Here is a 22,963-nt window from a genome sequence, read left to right as displayed (position 1 = left end):
GGGCAACCGGGTCCGATGGAGCAAGAAGGGCTCAAGCCTTCTTGGTCTCCCAGAAGATCTCGGCGATCTCGTCGATCTTGGCGAGCAGCTCGTCGGCCTTGCCGGCGTCGAGCTCGCCCTTGGTGCCGGAGGCACCGGCCAGCTTGGTGGCCTCGTTCACGAGGGTGTGGAGCTGCGGGTACTTCTCGAAGTGCGGGGGCTTGAAGTAGTCGGTCCACAGCACCCACAGGTGGTGCTTGACGAGCTCCGAGCGCTGCTCCTTGATGAGGATCGCGCGGGTGCGGAAGTCGGGGTCGTCGTTGTCGGCGACCTTGGCGATGATCGCCTTGATCGACTCGGCCTCGATGCGGGCCTGGGCGGGGTCGTAGACACCACAGGGCAGGTCGCAGTGGGCGGAGACCTCGATGGTCGGGGCGAAGAAAGTGCGAAGCATGTGCAACCTCTCGAACGTCGGCGAATTGCTCTCCTGCGACACTACTCCGCGTGGAACGAGCGGGTCAGTGGGGTCTCGCCCGGGTGGGTGGGCGCTCGATGCTCCCCACGCTCCGCGACGGTGACCGGCTGCTCGTGACGTACGGCGCTCGCGTCCGGCCCGGCGACCTGGTCGTGGCGCGGTTCCCGGACGGGACGCTGGCGGTCAAGCGAGCGGGGGAGGAGCGGCGTACGCGCACGGGCGGGGCGGGCTGGTGGCTGGTGAGCGACAACCCCGGCGAGGGCATCGACTCGCGGCACCGCGGACCGGTCGCCGAGGACCAGGTCCTGGGCGTCGTACGGCTGCGGGTGTGGCCTTCCCCACGTCTGGGACGCAGGCTCTTGCGCCCCTGAGCTGTGCCAGTATCGCGGCCATGGCCACACCGCACCCGCACGCCGGCGACCCCGTCTTCGACCTCCACGTCGGCGGCAAGATGGAGACGGTGTCGACCGTGGCGCTCACCGGGCCGGAGGAGCTGTCGCTCGCCTACACCCCGGGCGTGGCCCGGGTCTGCGAGGCGATCGCCGCCGACCCGTCGATGACCCAGCACTACACGTGGGTGCCCAACACCGTCGCCATCGTCACCGACGGCACGGCGGTGCTCGGGCTCGGTGACATCGGGCCGGCCGCCGCGATGCCGGTGATGGAGGGCAAGGCCGTGCTCTTCAAGCAGTTCGGCGGGGTGGACGCGGTGCCGCTGTGCCTCGACACGACCGATGTCGAGGAGATCATCGAGACCGTCGTGCGACTGGCGCCGAGCTTCGGTGGCATCAACCTCGAGGACATCTCCGCACCGCGCTGCTTCGAGATCGAGGCGCGGCTCAAGGAGCGCCTCGACATCCCCGTCTTCCACGACGACCAGCACGGCACCGCGGTCGTGGCGCTCGCGGCGCTCACCAACTCGCTGCGCCTGACCGGTCGGGACGCGGCGACCGTACGCGTCGTGGTGCAGGGCGCCGGCGCCGCAGGTGTCGCCGTGGCCCGCATCCTGCTCGAGGCCGGCGTGCGCGACATCGCCGTGCTCGACCGGCAGGGCGTGCTGAGCTCGACGCGCTCGGACCTGACGCCGGTCAAGGCGGCGCTCGCCCGTGACACTGCCGACGTCGTCGGCCGCAGCGGGACCCTGGCCGACGTGATGGCCGGCGCCGACGTCTACATCGGCGTCTCCGGCGGGCAGGTGCCCGAGGAGATCGTGGCCTCGATGGCGCCGGAGGCGATCATCTTCGGCCTGGCCAACCCGACGCCCGAGGTGCACCCCGACCTCGCCCACAAGTACGCCCGCGTCGTGGCCACCGGCCGCTCCGACTACCCCAACCAGATCAACAACGTGCTCGCCTTCCCGGGCATCTTCCGCGGCGCCTTCGACGTCCACGCCACCGCGATCACCGAGGGGATGAAGGTCGCCGCGGCCACCGCCCTCGCCGAGCTCGTCGGCGACGACCTGCGCGAGGACCTCGTCATCCCCTCGCCGTTCGACCCCCGCGTCCCGGGTGCCGTCCGCGAGGCCGTCGCCGCTGCGGCCCGGGCCGACGGGGTCGCCCGCCGCTGATGGCCGGGGACTGGCTGGCCGACGCGGTCGTCTACGAGATCTACCCGCAGTCCTTCGCAGACTCGGACGGCGACGGGATCGGCGACCTGCGAGGAGTCATCGACCGGCTCGACCACATCGAGTCGCTGGGTGTCGACACCCTGTGGTTCAACCCGTGCTTCGCCTCGCCCTTCGTGGACGCGGGCTACGACGTGTCGGACTACCTGCAGGTCGCCCCGCGCTACGGGACCAACGCGGGCCTCGTCGAGCTGGTCGAGGCGGCGCGTGAGCGCGGCATCCGGGTGCTGCTCGACCTGGTGGCCGGTCACACGTCGATCGAGCACCCGTGGTTCCAGGCCGAGCTGCACGCGGACGGCCCGAGCCCCGAGGGCGACCGCTACGTCTGGTGCGAGGACCTCCCGGCGTGGGCGTGGGACTCGGACGTCCCGGGCACGCCGGCGTGGGTCCGGTCGCCGGGACCTCGTCCGGGGTGGTACCTCAAGAACTTCTACGACGAGCAGCCTGCGCTCAACTTCGGCTGGACCGCCACCCCCGACGACGAGCCGTGGCGCGATGCCGTCGACGACCCCGGCCCGACCCGCAACAAGCTGATGCTGCGCGAGGTGCTGGACTTCTGGTTGAGCCGTGGCGTCGCGGGCTTCCGGGTCGACATGGCGTTCTCCCTGGTGAAGGACGACCGAGGCAAGAACGCCGGGGCGGTGGCCGCGACGCAGGTGTGGCGCGACCTCCAGGGCTGGCTGGCGAGCGCCCATCCCGACGCCGTGCTGATCCCGGAGGGCAAGGAGCCGCGCACCGGCGCGGCCTTGGGGTTCGACGCCGACTTCATGCTCGTCATCCACGCCGAGCACGCCAGTCTCTTCGACAACGGCGGCGCGGGCATCCTGCCGTTCCAACCCTCGGGGCACGCCTTCTTCCACGCCGACGGCCTCGGCAGCACCCGCACGTTCCTCGACGGGTGGGCGGCAGCGAAGGCCGGGGACCCGAGTCGTCCGGTGCTGCTCGGCACCGCCGACCACGACTTCAGCCGGCTGCGCACAGATCCGCGCACGCCCGAGGAGCTCGGCGCCGCGCTCACCTTCCTCTTCACGTGGGGCACGGTGCCCTCGCTCTACTACGGCGACGAGATCGGCATGCGCTACCTGCCGGGCCTGCCGGACGTCGAGGGATCGATCTGCAACCCGCTCTACAACAGGTCGGGGTGCCGTACGCCGATGCAGTGGGACGACTCGCCCAACGCCGGCTTCTCCACGGCCGCGGCGAGTGACCTCTACCTGCCGATCGACCCGTCGCCCGACCGGCCGACCGTGAAGGCCCAGGAGGAGGATCCCGCCTCGACGCTGCACCTGGTGAGACGACTGGTCGCGCTGCGCCGCTCGACGCCGGCACTCGGCGGCCGCGCGCCGACGACCGTCCTGCACGAGGGCTACCCGTTCACGTGGCGTCGCGGCGACTCCCACGTCGTGGTGGTCAACCCGAGGCGCGAGCCGGCCACGGCAGACGTGCCCGGGCTCGCAGGTGCCCGGTTGCTGCTGGGACGTGGCGTCGTCGTGTCCGGGTCCGGCGTACGCGTCGAGGGGTTCGGCTACGGAGTGCTCGAGCTCGTCTGAGCCTCAGGCAGAACGGACTTCGGGTCGTCCGGCGCGCCGGGGGCCGCGCCCCTCGCGCATCGCGGTCCACCCGACGAGTGCGAGCAGGGCGCCGGCGGTCATCGTCGACAGGACGCCGATCCGGGCTCGTTGGACCACCGTGTCGCAGGCAGCCATCACGTCGCTCTCGGAGGCCGTCACCGGCACGGCGATGCGCGTCGAGTCGGTCCCGGAAACGAGCCATGACGCGGAGATGGCGGACCCGCAGTCGACCCGCTGGCCCGCGACCGTGGTGGAGGCCCGGTTCTCGACGCCGTAGGCGAAGGCCACGAGCACGACGAGGACACCCACCACCAGTGCCGCCCGCGACCTGCGCATGACCCGAGTATGCGCCTACTCGAAGAGGGGACGCAGGTGGTCGTTGAGGAACATGCCCTGCGGGTCGAGCTCGCGGCGGATGGCGATGAAGTCGTCGGCGCGGGGGTAGTGCGCGTGGAGGCGCTCGGGTGTCAGGAAGTGGAGCTTGCCCCAGTGCACCCGGGCGTCGAACCCGGCGAGGAGGTCGTCGACCGCGCGCAGGTAGGCCCAGTAGTCGGTGCCGGGGGTGCCGGAGACCGAGATGACGACCGTGGGGGTGCGGTACTGCGAGGAGAGGAAGGCCTCGTCGGGACCGACCGTGCGCACCTCGAGCGGGTAGATCGAGTCGGGGAGGCTGCGGAGCATGAGCTCGCGCATCGCGGTCAGGGCCTCGGGGGCCCGGTCGAGCGCGATGAAGTACTCCAGCTCGTGGAAGTTGGGGTCGTAGACCATCGGGAAGATCCGGTAGCACCGGTCCACGCGGCGCCCGGCGGTGTCGTCGTCCGGCACCTCCGGCCCGACCTCGTCGTAGACCTTGACGTAGCACTGGTCCTGGAGCCGCTCGCCGTGCCCGTCGAGGTTGTAGAGCGCGCCCGACTCCTCGGTCGGCAGCCAGAACATCCCGAAGTGCCGGTGTTCCGCGACGAGCCGGTCCCAGTCGCCCATCACGTCGTCCCACGACCGGAGGCTGACGTGCTCGCGCAGCCGGTAGGCGTCGGTGACCTCGAGCTCGAGCTGCGTGACGACGCCGAGCATCCCGACCGAGACCTGGGCGGCGTGGAGGAGGTCGGGCTCGTCCTCGCCGATCTCGCGGACCTCGCCGGTCCCGGTCACGAGGCGTACGCCGCGCACGACGCCGGACAGGCTGGTGTAGCCGGTGCCGGAGCCGTGCGTGCCCGTCGCCACCGCGCCCGCGATCTGCTGGGTGTCGATGTCGCCCTGGTTGCGCAGCGCCAGCCCGTCGGCCCACAACGGCTCGTAGAAGTCGCGGATCAGCGTCCCGGGCAGCGCGGTCGCCCGCTTCGCCGCTCGGTCCGTGCCGACGACGCCACGCATCGCGGACACGTCGAGCAGCAGCCCGTCGGTCTGGACGACCGGCGTGAACGAGTGCCCGGCGCCGGCGACTCGTACTCCCTGCCCGCGGCCGGCCGCCTCCTTCACGAGGGCGACGACCTCGTCCTCGTCGCGGGGAGTGGCGGTCGTGGCGGGCGAGAAGCTCTGGTTGCCCACCCAGTTGGTCCAGGTCATGGGGGTCAGCCTGTCCAGCAGCGGACCCGCCGTCAACGGACCTGCTCAGAAGCCGATCGACGGCTCCGGCTCCAACGTCGTGCGCATGGCGCGCGCGAGCTCGGCGTACACACCCGCGCGGTGCTCGCGGACCAGGCCGGCACGGAGCAGGCCGCCGGTCGAGTGGCCGAGGTGGCCCGCGCCCAGGACGGCGACGTCGAGGGTGACGTCGGGCTCCGCGTCGGTGCGTGCTGCCTGCCCGGCCCCGGAGGTGGCGGTCAGTCGCCAGCGACCGGCGTTCCACGGTGCGTAGCGGTCCTCGACCTCGACCACGACGTCGCAGTCGGTCTCGTAGGTGCGCAGCGGCCAGGCGGCCTCCAGGTCGACGAGGCGGACCCAGGTGCTGTCCCACGTCTTGATGTCGCCGGTGCCGCGCGGGCCGCCGACCCAGCCGAGCAGCGGGTCGTCGGCGCCGATGTTCTCCAGCTTGGTGGTGCCCATCAGGTCGAGGTCGACGACGCGGCGGGCCAGGGCCAGGCGGGCTGCGGGTCCGCCGGTGAAGGTGCCGACCACGACGGTGCCCGACGGACGGGCGCTCTCCCACTTGTGCTCGCGGCGCAGGCCGGTGAAGCCGACGTCCTCCCCGCCGCGGCGGGCGAAGATGACGCGTCGCCGCTCCTTGTCGCGCAGGTTCTCGGGGATCTCGAGGGTGAGGAGCGAGAAGAAGTCGGGAGAGCCGATGATCGTGCCGGGGAAGTCGCCCGCGTGAGCGACCTGGCAGGCGCGCATCCGCTCGGCCACGCCGGCATCGGACATCGTGACGAGGTGGGTCGTGATGCCGGCGACCTCGTCCTCGAGGTGCGGCGCGGTGAAGGTGGTGCCGCGGCCGAGGTCGACCTGGTGGGTCAGCACCGCCATGCCGTAGCCGTAGCGGCCGTAGATCGCGGCCTCGCTGGCGTGCAGCGCCGAGATCGCCGTCCCGGCCTCGCGGGTGCGGGTGAGGTGGTCGGTCATCATCGCGGACAGCACGCCACGTCGCCGCGAGTCGGGATGCACCCCGACCCACGTCAGGCCGGCGATCGGGACGACGGCGCCGCCGGGCAGCGACATCTCCATCGGACGTACGCCGTAGATGCCGGCGTGGTGGTCCTCCGGACCGTCGGGCAGGTCGACCACGAACCGCTGGTCCTCGGGCAACCCGAGCCGCAGGTGGTGGGCGTCGGCGTCGGTGACCTCGCCGAACCAGACGAGCTGGTCGGTCGCGAGGTACTTGTCGGCGTCCTCCGAGGGACGTACGTCGATGCTCATCCGGCAACCCAACAGTTCTCCTCGAGCGATGGCAACGGCGTTTCGACCGGCCGTGTCATGCGGGCGGCGATCTAGGGTGACGCCGTGCCGGAACCGCTCGCTGACATCGGATGGGGATGGGTCACCGCAGTGTGCGGCGTCCTCCTCATCGCCTTCATGTTCAAGTACCTGCTGCTGGTCTTCCGGAATCGCCGGACGTGGGTCGTCACCGAGGCCACCGTCGGCAAGGTCCAGACGCGGCAGGCCTCGGCCACGGGCACGGGTGGTGGCACCTTCGTCAACTACCACTACACCGACGCGCACGGACAGCAGCACATGGGAGTCGATTCGCCGTGGTTCGGCAAGCCGAAGCGCAAGAGCAAGCTGCAGATCCGCTACGCCTCAGACGAGCCCGCGAGGAGTGAGGTGGTGACGCCCCTGGCGGGGGAGCTGGCGATCTTCGTCATCGGCACCGCGTGCGGTGTGGCCCTCGTGCTGATGAGCCTCGCCGGATGGCTGTCCGGCTGAGAACGGGCACTCGCTAGGGTCGAGGCATGTTCGCCGTCTACGCCGAGACCTTCTCCTTCGACGACCCGCTGAGCGGCCTGGTGGTGGGCGAGCGGCCCGCTCCGGAGGCCCCCGACGGGTGGGCGACCGTCACGGTGAAGGCGGCCAGCCTCAACCACCACGACCTCTGGTCGTTGCGCGGTGTCGGGCTGCGCGAGGAGTCGCTGCCGATGATCCTCGGGTGCGACGCCGCGGGCCTCGACGAGGACGGCAACGAGGTCGTCGTGCACGGCGTGATCGGCGACCCGCACTGGACCGGCGACGAGGCCGACGACCCCGGTCGCTCGCTGCTCTCCGAGCGCCATCAGGGCACCTTCGCCGACCAGGTCATCGTGCCGCGCCGCAACCTGGTGCCGAAGCCCGCGTCGCTGTCCTTCGAGGAGGCGGCGTGCCTGCCCACTGCGTGGCTGACGGCCTACCGGATGCTCTTCGTGCAGGGAGCCTGCAAGCCGGGCGAGACGATCCTCGTCCAGGGCGCGGGGGGTGGCGTCGCGACCGCGCTCATCACCCTCGGCCGGGCTGCCGGCCTCACCGTGCTCGCCACCAGCCGTGACGAGGCCAAGCGCGACCGCGCCCGCGAGCTCGGCGCCCACGACGTCTTCGAGTCCGGCGCCCGGCTGCCGGTCAGGGTCGACGCGGTGATGGAGACCGTCGGCAAGGCGACCTGGACCCACTCGATCCGCTCGCTGCGGCCGGGCGGCCGCATCGTCATCAGCGGTACGACGTCGGGTCCCGACGTCGCCGACGCGGGCCTGACCCACGTGTTCTTCAAGCAGCTCTCGATCATCGGCTCGACGATGGGCACCCGCGGGGAGCTCGACGCCCTCGTGAAGTTCCTCGACGCCACCGGTGCCCGGCCGCTCGTCGACCGCGCGATCCCGATGGACCGGGCGAAGGACGGGTTCGCCGCGATGGCCGAGGGCGACGTGTTCGGCAAGATCGTCTTCACACGATGACGCACCAGCCGGTGAAGCACGTCGTCACCGGTGCGGGCTCGGGCATCGGGCTCGCCCTGGCGCGCCACCTGGCGGACCGCGGCGACGAGCTCGTCCTGCTGGCGCGCAGCGAGGCTCGCGCCGGCGAGCTCGCGGACACCTTCGCCGGCGCGCAGGTGCTGGTGGCGGACCTCGCCGACCCGGGCACGCTCAACGGGATCGGCCGTCAGGTCGACGGCCCGGTCGACTCCCTCGTCCACGTCGCGGGGGCCATCGAGCTCGGTCGGGTCGACCGGCTGCGGCTCGCCGACTGGGACGAGCAGCTCGCCGTCAACCTGGTGGCACCCGCCGTGCTCACCCGCGAGCTGCTCCCGCACCTGCGGCAGGGACGCGGGACGGTGGTGCTCGTGAACTCGTCGGCCGGTCTCACCGCCAACGCCGAGTGGTCGGCGTACGCCGCCTCGAAGCACGGACTGAAGGCCTTCGCCGACGCGCTGCGCGAGGAGGAGGCCGACCACGGTGTGCGGGTCACCAGCATCTACCCCGGCCGCACGGCCACCCCGATGCAGCAGAAGGTGCACGAGCAGGAGGGGCGGGACTACGACGCCTCGCAGTGGGCCACTGCCGAGACCGTCGCCGGCACGATCCTGCACGTCCTCGACCTGCCGGCCGACGCGACGATCCCGGACGTCAGGGTGCGACCGGGGCCGGGCGCCTAGACCGGTTCGAGCACGAACGCCCGGATCCGCCGGCTCTCGCCGACGCGCTCGCGGTAGTTGAGGTAGCCGGGGTAGAACTCGCCCGCCAGCGCGAACACCTCGTCGGTCTCGCTCGGTGTCGCCGGACGGGCCGTCACCTCGCGCGAGGTGCCGCGATAGGTCACCGTCGCGCGCGGGTCGGCCTCGAGGTTGAGCACCCAGGCAGGGGTGGCGGGCTGGCCGAAGTTGGTGCCGAGCAGGGCGAGCGTGCCGGCGTACGGCGTCGCAATCAGGTGGCTCGTGCGTCGTTGGCCAGACTTGCGCCCGGTCGTCGTCACGTCGACGACCGCCAGCCCGGCCAGCAGGCTGGGCGCGCTGTGGCGGCCCTTCGTCAGCCGGCCCACGACGTCGTCCATCCGGCGCAGCGAGTGCGAGAAGAGCCAGCCGCCCGGACGGGTGCCGGCTCCCCACCGGACCAACCGGTGCAGCGGGTTGGCAGAGTGGTGGCTGTATCCGAGGTCGGCGGCCAGGCCGGTCATGCCCCGCCTCCGGGCTCGCGCGAGCGCCAGTTGAGCGCGCCGACCAGCAGCATCCGGAGCTGGGTGCGCGCCTCGGCAAGCGTGCGCTCCTCGGAGTCGGGGTCCTCCACGAGCCGCTCGGCCATCGTCACGACGAAGGAGACGATCAGGTCGGAGAGGAGGCCGATGTCGTGGGTGGAGTACTGCTCGGCGGCGCCGGTGCGCGCGATGTCGGTCGAGAGCTCGCGGGTGATGAGGGCGATCTCGTGGTGGATCGCCTCGCGCACGCGGGGCGGCCCGGCGGTCCGTTCGCGGGCGATGAAGGCGTAGTGGGAGCGGTTCTCCCGCACGTGCTGAGCCACGATCGGCAGCGAGCCGTCGATGAAGTCGCGGTACTCCGGCGCGTGCCGCCACACGTCGAGCAGCATCAGCCGCAGCGACCGGAAGCTCTCGTCGACCAGGGCCAGGCCGAGGAGCTCGAGCGATCCGAAGTGGCGGTAGAACGCGGTCGGCACGACGCCGACCTGCTTGGCGACCTGGCGGAGCGAGATCGCCGCGAGGTTGGAGTCCGCAGCCAGGGCGAGCGCGGCGTCGAGAATGGCCCGGCGCGTGCGCTCCTTGCGCTCCGCGCGCGACTCGCTCGCGTCTGCCGGGCCGTCCGCCATGGCGTGATCGTAGTGCGGCCGAGTGGGCGGGATCACCCGGCAGGTGCGTTGACGGCCCAGAGAGGCTCCGCAACACTTGAGTGAACAGACGTTCACTGAAAGGAGTCGGCATGACCGTCCTCTCGACGATCGCCCGCTCACGCACCGTCGCCGCGCTCACGTCGCCGCACGGTGTCGACCACTACCTCTCACGGGTGAACCCGATGTGGGCGGCGCACGACGTGCGCGGCCGCGTCGTCGCCGTGCACCGCGAGACCGAGACCGCCGGCGCCCCCGTCGCCACGCTCACCGTCCAGCCCACCGCGACCTGGCGCGGCCACCGCGCCGGCCAGTACGTCCAGGTCGGGCTCGACCTGCCGGGCTCGGCCCGCCGGATGACACGCTGCTTCTCGATCTCGTCGGCAGCCTCGGGCGCGGGGGAGGAGTTCACCCTGACCATCCGCTCGCACGCCGAGGGCCAGGTCAGCAAGTACCTCGTCGACGCAGAGCCGGGCCAGCTGCTCCACCTGTCGCAGGCACAGGGCGACTTCACCCTGCCGGTCAGCCCGGCCACACCGGGCATCGACCCGCTGCTGTTCATCACCGGCGGCTCGGGCATCACGCCGGCGATGTCGATGGTGCGCACCTTGCTTCGTGACGGCTACGACGGCCGCGCCGGGCGCCCCGTCACGTTCCTCCACTACGCCCGCTCGCCCGAGGACCAGATCTTCGCCGAGGAGCTGGAGCGGATCGCCGCCGACGACAACGGCGTGACCGTCCACCTGCGGCACGGCGACGCCGTCTTCAACGAGCTCGAGCTCCGTCGCCTCGTCCCCGGCTATCGCGACATCGACACCTGGGCCTGCGGCCCGGCCGGGATGCTCGAGCTCGTGCGGGCGGCGTACGTCGACAACCCGCGGCTGCGGCTCGAGCTCTTCAAGCCGCCGACCACCTCCAGCGGTGCGGCCGAGGGTGACCTGACCTTCGCCGACACCGACCGGCAGGTCGCCAACTCCGGTGCCTCGATCCTCGAGCAGGCCGAGGAGGCGGGCCTCACGCCCGTCTTCGGCTGCCGGATGGGCATCTGCTTCTCCTGCACCGCACGCAAGACCGAGGGCACCGTGCGCAACGTGCTCACCGGCACCGAGTCCTCGCTCCCCGACGAGGACATCCAGATCTGTGTCTCCGCCCCCGTCGGCGACTGCGTCGTCGACCTGTGAGGAAGGACCTCCCATGACCACCAAGACCCACCACGCCCGACTGACCCCCGAGCAGCTCGAGGCCTTCGGCCGCGAGATGGACGACCTGCGCCAGCGGATCCTCGCCGACCTGGGCGAGGACGACGCGGCCTACATCCGCGACGTCGTCAAGCGCCAGCAGCAGCTCGAGGTGCTCGGCCGTGCGCTGTTCTACCTGCCGCCGGCCTGGCCGCTCGCCGTCGCCGCGCTGTCGCTCTCCAAGATCATCGAGAACATGGAGATCGGCCACAACGTGATGCACGGCCAGTACGACTGGATGGGCGACCCGCACCTCAACTCGCGCATCTACGACTGGGACAACGTGTGCCCGGGCGAGCAGTGGAAGTACTCCCACAACTACATCCACCACACGTTCACCAACATCCTCGGCAAGGACCGTGACATCGGCTACGGCATCCTCCGGATGGACGAGGACCAGAAGTGGCACCCCTACTACCTCGGCAACCCGGTGTACGCGTTCCTGCTGATGGTGTTCTTCGAGTGGGGCGTCGCGATGCACGACCTCGAGGTCGAGAACATCGTCAAGGGCACCCGCAAGCTCGAGGAGAACAAGGCCCTCCACGCCGGGATCATGCGCAAGGTGCGCCGCCAGGCGCTCAAGGACTACGTCCTGTTCCCGGCGCTCACCGGCCCGTTCTTCCCGCTGACCCTCGCCGGCAACGCGGCCGCCAACCTCATCCGCAACGTCTGGGCGTTCAACATCATCTTCTGCGGCCACTTCCCGGCCGGCGCGGAGACGTTCAGCACCGAGGAGTGCGCGGACGGTCCGGACGGCACCGAGACCCGCGGCCACTGGTACTACCGCCAGGTGCTCGGCTCGGCCAACATCTCCGGCGGTCCGCTGTTCCACGTCCTGTCGGGCAACCTCAGCCACCAGATCGAGCACCACCTCTTCCCGGACCTGCCGGCGCGGCGCTACCCGATGATCGCGACCGAGGTGCAGGAGATCTGCGAGCGCTACGGGATCGCCTACACGACCGGTCCGCTGCGCAAGCAGCTCGCCAGCGTGGCGAGGAAGATCTGCCGCCTCGCCCTGCCGGACCGGCGTACGTCGCCTGCTGCCGAGGCCGTGGCCCAGGAGCCGCTCGCGGCCTAGTCCTCGGGGTCGTCGAGGCGGGCCAGCCAGGTGGCCAGCCGCTCGACCGGGATCTCGAAGTCCGGGTGGGCGTCGACGAACGCCTGGAGCTGCTCGGCGAGCCACGCCAGGGTGACCTCCTCGTCACCCCGGCGTCGCTCGAGCTCCTCGATGCCCCGATCGGTGAAGTACACCGCAGCCTCGGCTCAGTAGTCGTCGCCGCGACCGCGCGGCGACTCGAACGCCGCGTCGAGGAGCGCCTTCTGCTCCTCCACGTGGCGCTTCACCGTGCCGACGGACGGGGCGGCGGACGCGATCCGGGTGACCGGCTCGACCGTGAGGTCGAGCTGCGGCCACACGTTGAGCTGGAAGTGCGGCCACGGGCCCATGTTGCGCGGCTCGTCCTGCACCCAGCGGATCGCCTTGAGGTTCGGGTACTTCGCGACCTCGGCCTTGATCTCGTCGACCGGGTTCGGGTAGAGCCGCTCGATGCGGGCGATCGCGAACTTCGCGCCGTTGTCGCGCTTGGCCCGGTCGACCATCAGGTCCCACGTCACGCGGCCCGAGCACATGATCAGCGTCTCGATCTGCGAGGCGTCCGCGTCGGCGTCGCCGATGAACGGGCGGAACGTGGTGTCCCCGACGAAGTCGGCCGGCTGGGAGGCCGCCTCCTTGCGCTTGAGCATCGACTTCGGCGTGAAGACGATGAGGGGGCGGTGCTCCTCGCCGAGCGAGTGACGACGCAGCAGGTGGAAGTACGACGCCGGCGTCGAGGGCTGCGCGACGACCATCGCGTCCTCGGCCGACATCGTCAGGAACCGCTCGATGCGCGCCGAGCTGTGGTCGGGACCCTGGCCCTCGTAGCCGTGGGGGAGGAGCAGGACGACACCGGACTGCTGGCGCCACTTGGTCTCGCCCGCGGAGATGAACTCGTCGATGACGGTCTGCGCGCCGTTGACGAAGTCGCCGAACTGCGCCTCCCAGAGGACGAGCGCCTCGGGCCGCGCGACGGAGTAGCCGTACTCGAACCCGAGAGCGGCGTACTCCGAGAGCAGCGAGTCGTAGACGTGGAACTTCGCCTGGTCCTCGGTGAGGTTCGTCAGCGGCGTCCACTCGTCGGCGTTGACCCGGTCGATGATCGTGGCGAACCGCGAGACGAACGTGCCGCGGCGCGAGTCCTGACCGGCCAGCCGCACCGGGCGACCGTCCATGAGCAGCGAGCCGAAGGCGAGGATCTCGCCGGTGCCCCAGTCGATCGGTCCCTCGGTGATCGCGGCCGAGCGGCGCTGCAGCTGCGGCATCACCTTGGGGTGGACCGTGAAGTCGTCCGGCGGGGTGACGTAGCTGTCCGCGATCCGCTTCAGGACCTCCGGGGTCACCGCGGTCGAGAAGTCGCCGGCCGGCTTGTCCGGGTAGTCCGGGACCGTCGTCCACTCGGTCGGGGCCTCGGAGCTGGCCTCGCGGACCTCGGTGAACACCCGCTCGAGCTGCAGCTGGTAGTCCTTGAGGACCTGCTCGGCCTCCTCGATCGTGATGTCGCCACGACCGATGAGCGACTCGGTGTAGAGCTTGCGCACCGAGCGCTTCTGCTCGATCAGGTCATACATCAGCGGCTGGGTGTACGACGGGTCGTCGCCCTCGTTGTGGCCGCGGCGGCGGTAGCAGACGAGGTCGATGACGACGTCCTTGTTGAACGCCTGGCGGTAGTCGAAGGCCAGCCGGGCCACGCGGATGCAGGCCTCGGGGTCGTCGCCGTTGACGTGGAAGATCGGCGCCTGCACCATCCGCGCCACGTCGGTGGCGTAGAGCGAGGAGCGCGACGAGCCGGGCGAGGTGGTGAACCCGACCTGGTTGTTGATGACGACGTGCACGGTGCCGCCGGTGCGGTAGCCGCGCAGCTGCGACAGGTTGAGCGTCTCGGCCACCACGCCCTGGCCGGCGAAGGCCGCGTCGCCGTGCACGAGCAGCGGCAGGACGGGGTACTCGGCGCCCCTGTTGAGGATGTCCTGCTTGGCGCGCGCGATGCCCTCGAGCACCGGGTTGACCGCCTCGAGGTGCGAGGGGTTCGCCGCGACCGACACCTTGATCTTGTCGCCCGAGCCAGCCACGAACTCGCCCTCGGCGCCGAGGTGGTACTTCACGTCGCCCGAGCCCTGGACCGTACGCGGGTCGATGTTGCCCTCGAACTCGCGGAAGATCTGGCTGTACTTCTTGCCGACGATGTTGGCGAGCATGTTGAGCCGGCCGCGGTGGGCCATCCCGATCGTGACCTCGTCGAGGCCCGCCTCGGCGGCGGCCTCGCAGATCTCGTCGACCAGCGGGATGGTCGTCTCGCCACCCTCGAGGCTGAAGCGCTTCTGCCCGACGAACTTCGTCTGGAGGAACGTCTCGAACGCCTCGGCCTGGTTGAGCTTGAGCAGGATGCGCAGCTGCTCCTCGCGGGGCGGCTTCACGTGCGGCTGCTCGACCCGCTCCTGGATCCACTTGCGCTGCTCGGGATCCATGATGTGCATGTACTCGATGCCGGTGGTGCGGCAGTAGGAGTCGCGCAGGATGCCGAGGATGTTGCGCAGCTTCATGAAGCGCCGGCCCTCGCCGCCGAACGAGCCGGTCGCGAACTCGCGGTCGAGGTCCCACAGCGTCAGGCCGTGCGACTCCACCTCGAGGTCGGGGTGGCTGCGCTGGCGGTACTCCAGCGGGTCGGTGTCGGCCATCAGGTGGCCGCGGACCCGGTAGGCGTGGATCAGCTCGAGGATGCGCGCCTGCTTGACGATGTCGTCGTCGTGGCTGGCGACCACGTCGCGCGACCAGCGGATCGGCTCGTAGGGGATCCGCAGCGAGCGGAAGATCTCGTCGTAGAACTCGTTCTCGCCGAGCAGCAGGCCGTGGACGCGCTTGAGGAACTCACCCGACTGAGCGCCCTGGATGACGCGGTGGTCGTAGGTCGAGGTGAGCGTCATCGCCTTGCTGATGGCGTTGCGGTTGATCGCCTCGTCGGAGGCGCCCTGCCACTCCGGCGGGTACTCCATCGCGCCGACGCCGATGATCGCGCCCTGGCCCGCCATCAGGCGCGGCACCGAGTGCACGGTGCCGATGCCGCCGGGGTTGGTCAGCGAGATCGTGGTGCCCTGGAAGTCGGCGACGGTGAGCTTGTTGTCGCGGGCCTTGCGGACCACGTCTTCGTAGGCCGTCCAGAACGCGGCGAAGTCCATCGCCTCGGCGCCCTTGATGCTCGGCACCAGCAGCTGGCGGGTGCCGTCGGGCTTCTTCATGTCGATCGCGAGGCCGAGGTTGATGTGGGCCGGGATGACGAGGTTGGGCTTGCCGTCCACGACCTCGTAGCCGACGTTCATCTCCGGCATCGAGCGCAGCGCCTTGACGAGGGCGTAGCCGATGAGGTGCGTGAAGGACACCTTGCCGCCGCGGGCGCGGGCGAGGTGGTTGTTGATCACCGTGCGGTTGTCCCACAGCAGCTTCACCGGCACCGAGCGCACCGAGGTGGCGGTCGGCACCGACAGCGAGGCGTCCATGTTGGCGGCGGTGCGGGCGGGCGCGCCGCGCAGGACCGTGTAGGTCGGGGCGTCGCTCGACTGCGCGGGGGTGGTGGGCTTGGGGTCCTTGGCGACCGGGGTGCTGGTGCCCTTGGCGGGCTCGTCGGCTGCGGCGGCCGGGCGCGGCGTGGACTTCGCGTTCGACTTGGGGGCGGAGCCCTCGGCGGGCTTCTCGGCTGCCTGCTCGGCGGGCTTCGCGGCGGGCTTCGTCTCCTGCTTCGGCGCGGCGGCGACGGCAGCCTTCTCAGGTGCCTTCTGGGGTGCCTTCGCGGCTGCCTGCGCGGGTGCCTTCTGCGCGGCGGGCGCCGGAGCGCTCCCGTTGCCGAAGTAGGTCGCCCACTCCGGGCCCACGCTCGCGGGGTCCTTGTCGTACTGCTCCTTCATCTCCTCCACGAGCCACTCGTTGGCTCCCAGGTCAGATGACGGTGCAACCGAGGACTGGTTGCCGGACTGCCCGTTCGGGGACTGCGCCACGCTTCTTTCGCCTCTTCCAGATCTCTTCGCGCGAGTGATGGACAACTCGTCGACAAGGCTAGTCGCACACGCACGCAAATGCAGGGCCGGGCTCGCCTCGTGAGGCATGGTGTCGACCACACCACTAGTCATTGTCGTATTTGGCCCCGGAGTTCCCATGCCACGCCGCTGTGCGGGCCTCGCGCTCGCTGTCGTCCTCGCCCTCACCGGCACTGCCTGCACGTCCGGCTCGGACCCGTCGGCCTCGCCCGAGCGGATCAGCCGCAACGACGCGCAGGCCAGTCTCGCCGCGCACCCGCCGGTGCCGACGACGGCCAGGATCCACCGGGTCCACGGCCGGCTGCCCGACGCGCGTCGCAAGGCCGTGCGCCTGCAGGTGGGCAAGGTCGTCGACCGCTGGTGGGACGCCGCCTACCTCGGGGGCACCTACCCCCGCAGCTCCTTCCCGTCCGCGTTCCCCGGCTTCACCGCCGGTGCCGAGAAGCGCGCTCGCAGCGACAAGGCACTCCTGACCAACCAGACCCGGGGCCCGCACATCGACTCCGTGAGCGCGACCCGCAAGGTGGTGTCGCTCGACATCCTCGCCACCGGCAAGCAGGCGCGCACCGTGACGGCCCACGTCGTCCTGCGGTTCGACAGCAGCGGGGACAGGGCCGCGACCACGACCGTCCGCGGCCGCCTGTTCCTCATCCGCAAGCGGGGCGCCTGGCGGATCTTCGGCTACGACGTCGCGAAGGGATCGAAGTGAAGGGTCTCCGGGCACTCGCCCTGGCCGCCGTCCTGGCGGTCACCGCGGTCGTCGTACCCCAGTCGACCGTGCAGCCGACCGACGTCAGCCTGGTCAAGATCCGGCACGCCCAGGGCGTCGCGGTCGGGGGATCGGACGTCGTCTGGATCCTCGCCATCGGCTCGGACGCGCGTCCCGGTCAGGACATGCGGCGCGCACGCGGCGACGCACTCCAGCTGGTCGGCATCAACACCCGCACCGGGTCGGCCACGGCGATCGGCGTGCCCCGCGACTCGTGGGTCAGCATCCCCGGCCACGGTCGCGAGAAGATCAACGCCGCCCTCTACTTCGCCGGCCCGCAGGGCATGGCGGGCGCGATGCGCAACCTCATCGGCATCGAGCCCGACTACGTGATGGTGACGCGCTTCCCGTTCTTCGAGGACATGGTCGACGACATCGGCGGCATCACCGTCACCAACCCGCGCCGGTTCTCCGACCCCAACCTCAAGAAGGAGGGGTTCGCGAAGGGCCGGATCCACCTCGACGGCTACAACTCGATGGCCTTCTCCCGCATCCGCTACGGCCTGGCCGGGGGCGACTTCGACCGCTCGGCGAACCAGCAGCGCACGCTGCGCGGCATCCACGCCCGGATCCGCTCGCAGGCATCGAGGCCCGGCTTCATCGAGCGCGGCGTGATGACAGTCCTGGAGCACATGGCGACCAACGCCTCGCCCGCCGAGCTCTTCGAGCTCGCGCAGGCCGTCGCCCAGGTCGACCCCCGCAAGATCACCACCTGCGTGGTCCGCGGCCGGATCGGGTTCGTCGGCGCCGCGAGCGTGGTCTTCCCCGATGTCGCCCAGGCCCGGCGGCTCGGCCGCGAGGCGCGCACCGACGCTGCGTTGCGGCACTGCTGAAGAATCTGGGCGCCTCCGGCAGGATTCGAACCTGCGGCACCTGGTACCGGAAACCAGTGCTCTATCCCCTGAGCTACGGAGGCCCGCACCGGCCTGAGCCGATGCGCGCTGAAGACTACCGGTCGTCCGACGTGGTCACCCAACCGGCTGGAACCTCAGCGCAGGCCGAGCGATCCCGAGGTGGGGGACTCGAAGGCGAGCGCGGCGTGCTCGGCGACCCGGGCGTCCATCGCGTCCGCGATCTCCTGCGGCCACGGCGCCGTACGACGGGTCTCGAGGTCGATGTGGAGGAAGACCTCCTCGACCACGCACGCCACCTGCTGGTGGGTGTGGTCGAGCAGGTAGACCAGCGCGTGGCCGGCGCGCTCGGAGCGCCCGAGCAGGCGGACACGGGCCGACATCTCGTCCCCGGTGCGCAGCTCGTTGAGGTAGGTCACGTGGTGCTCGGCGGTGAAGCACGCCTGCCCGTGGGTCAGCGGCCACATCGTCGGGATCCCGACCTCGACGAGCGACTCGTCGAGGCCCTCGCTGGCGATGCCGATGTAGTGGCGGACGTTGAGGTGGCCGTTGATGTCCTCGAAGGGCATCGGCACCGGCTGCTCCACGTAGGCCGGGAGGTCGATCAGCTGGTCGTAGGTCGGGTGCGTCGTCACAGAGGGGAACCCTAGTGGTCACCGCTCGATATCGGTTCGGTCGCACGGGTGGGCCGCCGATAGGCTTGGTGGGTGAACCCAGAGCAGCTCTCCGCGACCATCGTCGATGCGCTGGCGGCCCTCGTGGCCGACGGCGCGATCACGCTCCCTGACGGCGTGCCGACCGAGGTCACGGTGGAGCGACCCCGGCAGAAGGGTCACGGCGACTACGCCACCAACGTCGCGCTCCAGCTCGCCAAGAAGGCTGGCACGAATCCCCGCGCCTTCGCCGACCTCGTCGCCGACCAGCTCCGGGCCTCCGACGGCGTGAGCGACGTCGAGGTCGCCGGGCCGGGCTTCCTCAACATCACCGTCGAGGCGGGTGCCCAGGGCCAGGTCGCGGCCGACGTCGTCGCGGCAGGTGAGGCGTACGGCTCCTCCGACGCGTTCGCGGGCGAGAAGATCAACCTCGAGTTCGTCTCCGCCAACCCGACCGGCCCGCTCCACCTCGGCGGGGTCCGCTGGGCCGCGGTCGGCGACGCGCTCGGCCGGATCTTCGAGAAGACCGGCGCCGACGTCACCCGGGAGTACTACTTCAACGACCACGGCGCCCAGATCGACCGCTTCAGCTCCTCGCTTCTCGCGAGCGCCCAGGGCCGCCCGGCCCCGGAGGACGGCTACGGCGGTCAGTACATCCACGACATCGCCGCCGCGATCGTGCAGGAGCGCCCCGACGTCAAGGACCTCGACGACGAGGCCGCGCAGGAGGTCTTCCGCCAGGTCGGTGTCGACATGATGTTCGCCGAGATCAAGAAGTCGTTGCAGGACTTCGGGGTCGACTTCGACGTCTACTTCCACGAGAAGTCGCTCCACGACTCCGGCGCGGTCGAGCGCGCCATCGAACGGCTCACCGAGATGGGCAACACCTACACCGAGGACGGCGCGCTCTGGCTGCGCACCGAGCAGTTCGGCGACGACAAGGACCGCGTGATCATCCGGTCCAACGGCACGACTGCCTACATCTCCGGCGACCTCGGCTACTACCTCGACAAGCGCGAGCGGGGCTTCGACCGCTGCTTCATCATGCTCGGCGCCGACCACCACGGCTACGTCGGCCGGATGAACGCGATGTGCAGCGCCTTCGGCGACGAGCCGGGCAAGAACCTCGAGATCCTCATCGGCCAGATGGTCAACCTGCTCAAGGACGGCCAGCCGATGCGGATGTCGAAGCGCAACGGCACGGTCGTGTCGATCGACGACCTCGTCGACGCGATCGGGGTCGACGCGAGCCGCTACGCGCTCGCCCGCTACCACTCCGACTCACCCATCGACATCGACCTCGACCTCTGGGCGAAGGCGACGAATGACAACCCGGTCTTCACCGTGCAGTACGCCCACGCCCGCGTCGCCAGCCTGATGCGCAACGCGGCCGACCTGGGCGTCGTCGCGGAGTCGCACCCCGAGCTGCTGACCCACGAGAAGGAGGGCGAGCTGCTGCGCGCGCTCGCCGAGTTCCCGCGGGTGGTCAAGGCGGCCGCCGAGCTGCGCGAGCCGCACCGGGTGGCGCGCTATCTCGAGGAGCTCGCCGGCACCTATCACCGCTTCTACGACGCCTGCCGGGTGCTCCCGCGCGGCGACGAGGAGACGGGTGATCTCCACCGGGCACGGCTGATGCTGGTCGACGCGACCCGGGTGGTGCTCGCCAACGGCCTGTTCCTCCTCGGCGTCTCCGCTCCCGAGCGGATGTGAGCGGGCGTGCCCACCGCACACCCGTCCGGCTGGGCGCACGCCGACGGCGCCCTGCGTTCGAACAGGCCGGGAGGTCCGCACTGGCTCCGTGAGCCGGCCGACCCCAACGCGCTCGTCGACCACCTCTGGTCGCGGACGGCGACCAAGACCGACGGCGTGCTGGCGGTCGGGGGTGTGCCGCTGCCCGAGCTCGTGCGCGAGCACGGCTCCCCGGCGTACGTCCTCGACGAGGCTGACTTCCGTGCCCGCGCCCGCGCCTTCCGCGACGCCTTCTCCGACTACGACGTGTACTACGCCGGCAAGGCGTTCCTCTGCACGACCGTGGCGCGCTGGCTGGCCGAGGACGGGCTCTCGCTCGACGTCTGCTCCGGCGGCGAGCTGGCCGTCGCGGAGCGCGCGGGCTTCCCGATGGAGCGGGTCGGCTTCCACGGCAACAACAAGACGCTGGGCGAGCTCGAGCGGGCCGTCGAGCTCGGCGTGGGCCGCGTCATCGTCGACTCGTTCGACGAGATCGAGCGGCTGGCCGCGGTGACGACGGAGCTCGGCCGGACCACGGGCGTGCTCGTCCGGGTCACGGCGGGCGTCGAGGCGCACACCCACGAGTACATCGCCACCGCCCACGAGGACCAGAAGTTCGGCTTCTCGATCGCCGGCGGCGACGCGCTCGAGGCCGCACGCCGGGTGCTGGCCGCGCCGGGCCTCCGGCTGCTCGGCCTCCACTCCCACATCGGCAGCCAGATCTTCGACACCTCCGGCTTCGAGGTAGCGGCCCGCCGGGTGCTCGCACTGCACGCGCGGATCGCGACCGAGCTCGACGTCGTGATGCCCGAGATGGACCTCGGCGGCGGCTTCGGCATCGCCTACACGACCCAGGACGACCCGTCGGACCCCGAGACGCTCGCGACGGGCATGTCGGAGATCGTCGAGCACGAGTGCCGGGCGCTCGGCATCGACCGCCCCCGGCTGTCGATCGAGCCCGGCCGGGCGATCGTCGGCCCGTCGATGTGCACCGTCTACGAGGTCGGCACGGTCAAGGAGGTCGCCCTCGACGGCGGTGCGCGCCGCTCCTACGTCTCGGTCGACGGCGGGATGAGCGACAACATCCGCACCGCCCTCTACGACGCCGACTACTCCGCGACCCTCGCCTCCCGGGCGTCCACGTCGCCCGCTGCGCTGGCCCGCGTGGTCGGCAAGCACTGCGAGGCCGGTGACATCGTCGTCAAGGACGAGTTCCTGCCCGGCGACGTACGTCCCGGCGACCTCGTCGCAGTGCCCGGCACGGGCGCCTACTGCAGATCCATGGCCTCGAACTACAACCACGCCCTGCGTCCTCCGGTGATCGGAGTTCGGGACGGGAAGACTTTCACCGTGCTGCGACGAGAGACTGAGGCCGACCTGTTGGCGACCGACGTAGGGATCTCATGAGCGACAAGCGCACCTTGAAGGTGGCGGTGCTCGGCTGCGGCGCGGTCGGGTCCCAGGTGGTCCGGCTGCTGACCGAGCAGAGCGACGACCTCACGGCGCGGGTGGGTGTGCCGGTCGAGCTGGTCGGGGTCGGCGTACGCCGTCTCGACGCGCCGCGCGACGTCGACCTGCCCGACGGCCTGCTGACGACCGACGTCGCGGGACTGGTCGCCCGTGCCGACGTCGACCTGGTGGTCGAGGTGATCGGCGGCATCGAGCCGGCCCGGACGCTGATCCTCTCCGCGCTCGACAACGGCGCCAGCGTCGTGACCGCCAACAAGGCGCTGCTCGCGGAGGACGGCCCGACCCTGTTCGAGGCGGCGGAGAAGGCCGAGCGCGACCTCTACTACGAGGCAGCCGTGGCCGGGGCGATCCCGATCCTGCGGCCGCTGCGCGAGTCGCTCGCCGGTGACAAGGTCACCCGGGTGCTCGGCATCGTCAACGGCACCACCAACTTCATCCTCGACAAGATGGACAGCTCCGGCGCCGGCTTCTCCGAGGCCCTCGAGGAGGCCCAGGAGCTGGGCTACGCCGAGGCCGACCCGACCGCCGACGTCGAGGGCTTCGACGCCGCCGCCAAGGCCGCGATCCTCGCCAGCCTCGCCTTCCACTCCCGGGTGACCGCCGCCGACGTCTACCGCGAAGGCATCTCCGATGTCACCGCCGCCGACGTCGCGAGCGCCCGCGACATGGGCTCGGTCGTGAAGCTGCTCGCGATCTGCGAGCTCCGGCCCGGACCCAACGGCGACCAGGTCGCCGCGCGCGTGCACCCGGCGATGATCCCGCGCACCCACCCGCTCGCCAGCGTGCGCGAGGCCTTCAACGCCGTCTTCGTCGAGTCCGAGGCCGCGGGCCAGCTGATGTTCTACGGCCCCGGCGCGGGCGGTGCGCCGACCGCGAGCGCCGTCCTCGGCGACCTCGTCACGGTCGCCCGCAACCGGCTCGCCGGCACCCGTGGCATGGGTGAGTCGGCCTACGCCGACCGCGCGGTGCAGCCGATGGGGGAGACCCGCACCCGCTACCACGTGGCGATCGACGTCGATGACCGCGCCGGCGTTCTCGCCGCGGTGGCGAACGCGTTCGCCGACCACGACGTGTCGATCCAGACCGTGCGGCAGGAGGGTCGTGGGGCCGACGCCCAGCTCGTCGTCGTCTCCCACGCCGCTCCCGACGCCGCCCTGGCCGCGACGGTCGAGCAGCTCCGGAGCATGGACATCGTCCGCGAGGTCACCTCGGTGATGCGTGTGGAAGGCGGGGACGAGTAGTGGCACACGGTCA

The 22,963-nt window shown here is 70.9% G+C and carries 22 protein-coding genes and 1 tRNA gene; 13 read left to right on the top strand and 10 right to left on the bottom strand.

From position 1 onward, the window contains the following. Positions 1-31: 31 nt before the first annotated feature. Positions 32-433 (bottom strand): superoxide dismutase, Ni, encoded by a 402-nt coding sequence (gene sodN / locus EUA06_RS14420; protein WP_129476995.1) that lies wholly within the window; start codon positions 431-433, stop codon positions 32-34. Between the two features lie 50 nt (positions 434-483). On the opposite strand from sodN, the gene EUA06_RS14415 reads away from it, so the two are divergent. The 3 genes from EUA06_RS14415 to EUA06_RS14405 are packed head-to-tail and all read left to right on the top strand — an operon-like array spanning position 484 to position 3,628. Next, positions 484-825 carry a S24 family peptidase gene (locus EUA06_RS14415; RefSeq protein WP_129476994.1) on the top strand — a complete coding sequence of 114 codons (342 nt, stop codon included), beginning with the start codon at positions 484-486 and terminating at the stop codon, positions 823-825. 20 nt (positions 826-845) lie between these two features. Continuing rightward, complete coding sequence (locus EUA06_RS14410) at positions 846-2,021, top strand: NAD(P)-dependent malic enzyme (protein WP_129476992.1); 1,176 nt, start codon at positions 846-848, stop codon at positions 2,019-2,021. Beyond that, positions 2,021-3,628: an alpha-amylase family glycosyl hydrolase gene (locus EUA06_RS14405; RefSeq protein ID WP_129476990.1), complete on the top strand. Its 1,608-nt coding sequence runs from the start codon at positions 2,021-2,023 to the stop codon at positions 3,626-3,628. Before EUA06_RS14410 ends, EUA06_RS14405 begins: the two co-directional genes overlap by 1 nt. A gap of 3 nt (positions 3,629-3,631) precedes the next feature. Here EUA06_RS14405 and EUA06_RS14400 read toward each other — a convergent pair whose 3' ends face one another. The 3 genes from EUA06_RS14400 to EUA06_RS14390 are packed head-to-tail and all read right to left on the bottom strand — an operon-like array spanning position 3,632 to position 6,499. Next, positions 3,632-3,985 carry a hypothetical protein gene (locus EUA06_RS14400; protein WP_129476988.1) on the bottom strand — a complete coding sequence of 118 codons (354 nt, stop codon included), beginning with the start codon at positions 3,983-3,985 and terminating at the stop codon, positions 3,632-3,634. A gap of 15 nt (positions 3,986-4,000) precedes the next feature. Then, positions 4,001-5,212 (bottom strand): D-arabinono-1,4-lactone oxidase, encoded by a 1,212-nt coding sequence (locus EUA06_RS14395; protein ID WP_129476986.1) that lies wholly within the window; start codon positions 5,210-5,212, stop codon positions 4,001-4,003. A 45-nt stretch (positions 5,213-5,257) separates the two neighbouring features. After that, a complete protein-coding gene (locus tag EUA06_RS14390; RefSeq protein WP_129476985.1) occupies positions 5,258-6,499 on the bottom strand; it encodes a GNAT family N-acetyltransferase in 1,242 nt (413 codons plus the stop codon). Positions 6,500-6,583: 84 nt separating this feature from the next. Here EUA06_RS14390 and EUA06_RS14385 point away from each other — a divergent pair, with 84 nt between their 5' ends. From EUA06_RS14385 to EUA06_RS14375, 3 genes are read left to right on the top strand one after another with little or no spacing between them, the layout of a single operon-like run. Then, on the top strand, positions 6,584-7,006 hold the full coding sequence (locus tag EUA06_RS14385; protein WP_129476983.1) for a DUF3592 domain-containing protein: 423 nt from the start codon (positions 6,584-6,586) through the stop codon (positions 7,004-7,006). A gap of 26 nt (positions 7,007-7,032) precedes the next feature. Further along, positions 7,033-8,001: a zinc-binding dehydrogenase gene (locus EUA06_RS14380; protein ID WP_129476981.1), complete on the top strand. Its 969-nt coding sequence runs from the start codon at positions 7,033-7,035 to the stop codon at positions 7,999-8,001. Beyond that, positions 7,998-8,699 (top strand): SDR family oxidoreductase, encoded by a 702-nt coding sequence (locus EUA06_RS14375; RefSeq protein WP_129476979.1) that lies wholly within the window; start codon positions 7,998-8,000, stop codon positions 8,697-8,699. The genes EUA06_RS14380 and EUA06_RS14375 overlap by 4 nt, the downstream gene beginning before the upstream one ends. Here EUA06_RS14375 and EUA06_RS14370 read toward each other — a convergent pair. Together EUA06_RS14370 and EUA06_RS14365 are read right to left on the bottom strand one after the other, a co-directional pair. Then, positions 8,696-9,217 carry a nitroreductase family deazaflavin-dependent oxidoreductase gene (locus tag EUA06_RS14370; protein WP_129476977.1) on the bottom strand — a complete coding sequence of 174 codons (522 nt, stop codon included), beginning with the start codon at positions 9,215-9,217 and terminating at the stop codon, positions 8,696-8,698. The genes EUA06_RS14375 and EUA06_RS14370 overlap by 4 nt on opposite strands. Further along, positions 9,214-9,861 carry a TetR family transcriptional regulator gene (locus EUA06_RS14365; protein WP_129476975.1) on the bottom strand — a complete coding sequence of 216 codons (648 nt, stop codon included), beginning with the start codon at positions 9,859-9,861 and terminating at the stop codon, positions 9,214-9,216. Before EUA06_RS14365 ends, EUA06_RS14370 begins: the two co-directional genes overlap by 4 nt. 110 nt (positions 9,862-9,971) lie before the next feature. Here EUA06_RS14365 and EUA06_RS14360 point away from each other — a divergent pair, with 110 nt between their 5' ends. Next, complete coding sequence (locus tag EUA06_RS14360; protein WP_129476973.1) at positions 9,972-11,060, top strand: ferredoxin reductase; 1,089 nt, start codon at positions 9,972-9,974, stop codon at positions 11,058-11,060. A gap of 13 nt (positions 11,061-11,073) precedes the next feature. Beyond that, positions 11,074-12,195 carry a fatty acid desaturase family protein gene (locus EUA06_RS14355; protein WP_129476971.1) on the top strand — a complete coding sequence of 374 codons (1,122 nt, stop codon included), beginning with the start codon at positions 11,074-11,076 and terminating at the stop codon, positions 12,193-12,195. Here EUA06_RS14355 and EUA06_RS22490 read toward each other — a convergent pair. Further along, positions 12,192-12,368 (bottom strand): DUF6104 family protein, encoded by a 177-nt coding sequence (locus tag EUA06_RS22490; protein WP_165354402.1) that lies wholly within the window; start codon positions 12,366-12,368, stop codon positions 12,192-12,194. The genes EUA06_RS14355 and EUA06_RS22490 overlap by 4 nt on opposite strands. 12 nt (positions 12,369-12,380) lie before the next feature. Continuing rightward, positions 12,381-16,199 (bottom strand): multifunctional oxoglutarate decarboxylase/oxoglutarate dehydrogenase thiamine pyrophosphate-binding subunit/dihydrolipoyllysine-residue succinyltransferase subunit, encoded by a 3,819-nt coding sequence (locus EUA06_RS14350; protein ID WP_277985674.1) that lies wholly within the window; start codon positions 16,197-16,199, stop codon positions 12,381-12,383. Between the two features lie 157 nt (positions 16,200-16,356). Here EUA06_RS14350 and EUA06_RS23070 point away from each other — a divergent pair, with 157 nt between their 5' ends. Both EUA06_RS23070 and EUA06_RS23065 read left to right on the top strand, forming a co-directional pair. Continuing rightward, positions 16,357-16,947 (top strand): hypothetical protein, encoded by a 591-nt coding sequence (locus tag EUA06_RS23070; RefSeq protein ID WP_165354401.1) that lies wholly within the window; start codon positions 16,357-16,359, stop codon positions 16,945-16,947. Then, positions 16,944-17,840: an LCP family protein gene (locus EUA06_RS23065; RefSeq protein ID WP_242498164.1), complete on the top strand. Its 897-nt coding sequence runs from the start codon at positions 16,944-16,946 to the stop codon at positions 17,838-17,840. Before EUA06_RS23070 ends, EUA06_RS23065 begins: the two co-directional genes overlap by 4 nt. A 10-nt stretch (positions 17,841-17,850) precedes the next feature. Here EUA06_RS23065 and EUA06_RS14340 read toward each other — a convergent pair. Beyond that, positions 17,851-17,923 (bottom strand) — tRNA-Arg (locus EUA06_RS14340). A gap of 72 nt (positions 17,924-17,995) precedes the next feature. Further along, positions 17,996-18,493 (bottom strand): thioesterase family protein, encoded by a 498-nt coding sequence (locus EUA06_RS14335; RefSeq protein WP_129476967.1) that lies wholly within the window; start codon positions 18,491-18,493, stop codon positions 17,996-17,998. Between the two features lie 72 nt (positions 18,494-18,565). On the opposite strand from EUA06_RS14335, the gene argS reads away from it, so the two are divergent. Genes argS through EUA06_RS14320 form a run of 3 tightly spaced genes read left to right on the top strand, consistent with a single transcriptional unit; the run spans position 18,566 to position 22,950 of the window. After that, entirely contained in the window at positions 18,566-20,221 is a 1,656-nt protein-coding gene (gene argS, locus EUA06_RS14330) for an arginine--tRNA ligase (protein WP_129476965.1), read from the top strand. 6 nt (positions 20,222-20,227) lie between these two features. Continuing rightward, positions 20,228-21,646, top strand: coding sequence for a diaminopimelate decarboxylase (lysA, locus tag EUA06_RS14325; protein WP_165354400.1), 1,419 nt, complete (start codon positions 20,228-20,230; stop codon positions 21,644-21,646). Continuing rightward, positions 21,643-22,950 (top strand): homoserine dehydrogenase, encoded by a 1,308-nt coding sequence (locus tag EUA06_RS14320; protein WP_129476963.1) that lies wholly within the window; start codon positions 21,643-21,645, stop codon positions 22,948-22,950. Before lysA ends, EUA06_RS14320 begins: the two co-directional genes overlap by 4 nt. The last annotated feature ends 13 nt before the right edge of the window (positions 22,951-22,963 follow it).

It is taken from the genome of Nocardioides glacieisoli, from assembly GCF_004137245.1.
Taxonomy (GTDB): domain Bacteria; phylum Actinomycetota; class Actinomycetes; order Propionibacteriales; family Nocardioidaceae; genus Nocardioides; species Nocardioides glacieisoli.
Note: the sequence above shows the minus strand (reverse complement) of the source record. Positions and strands in the feature narration are given on the sequence as shown.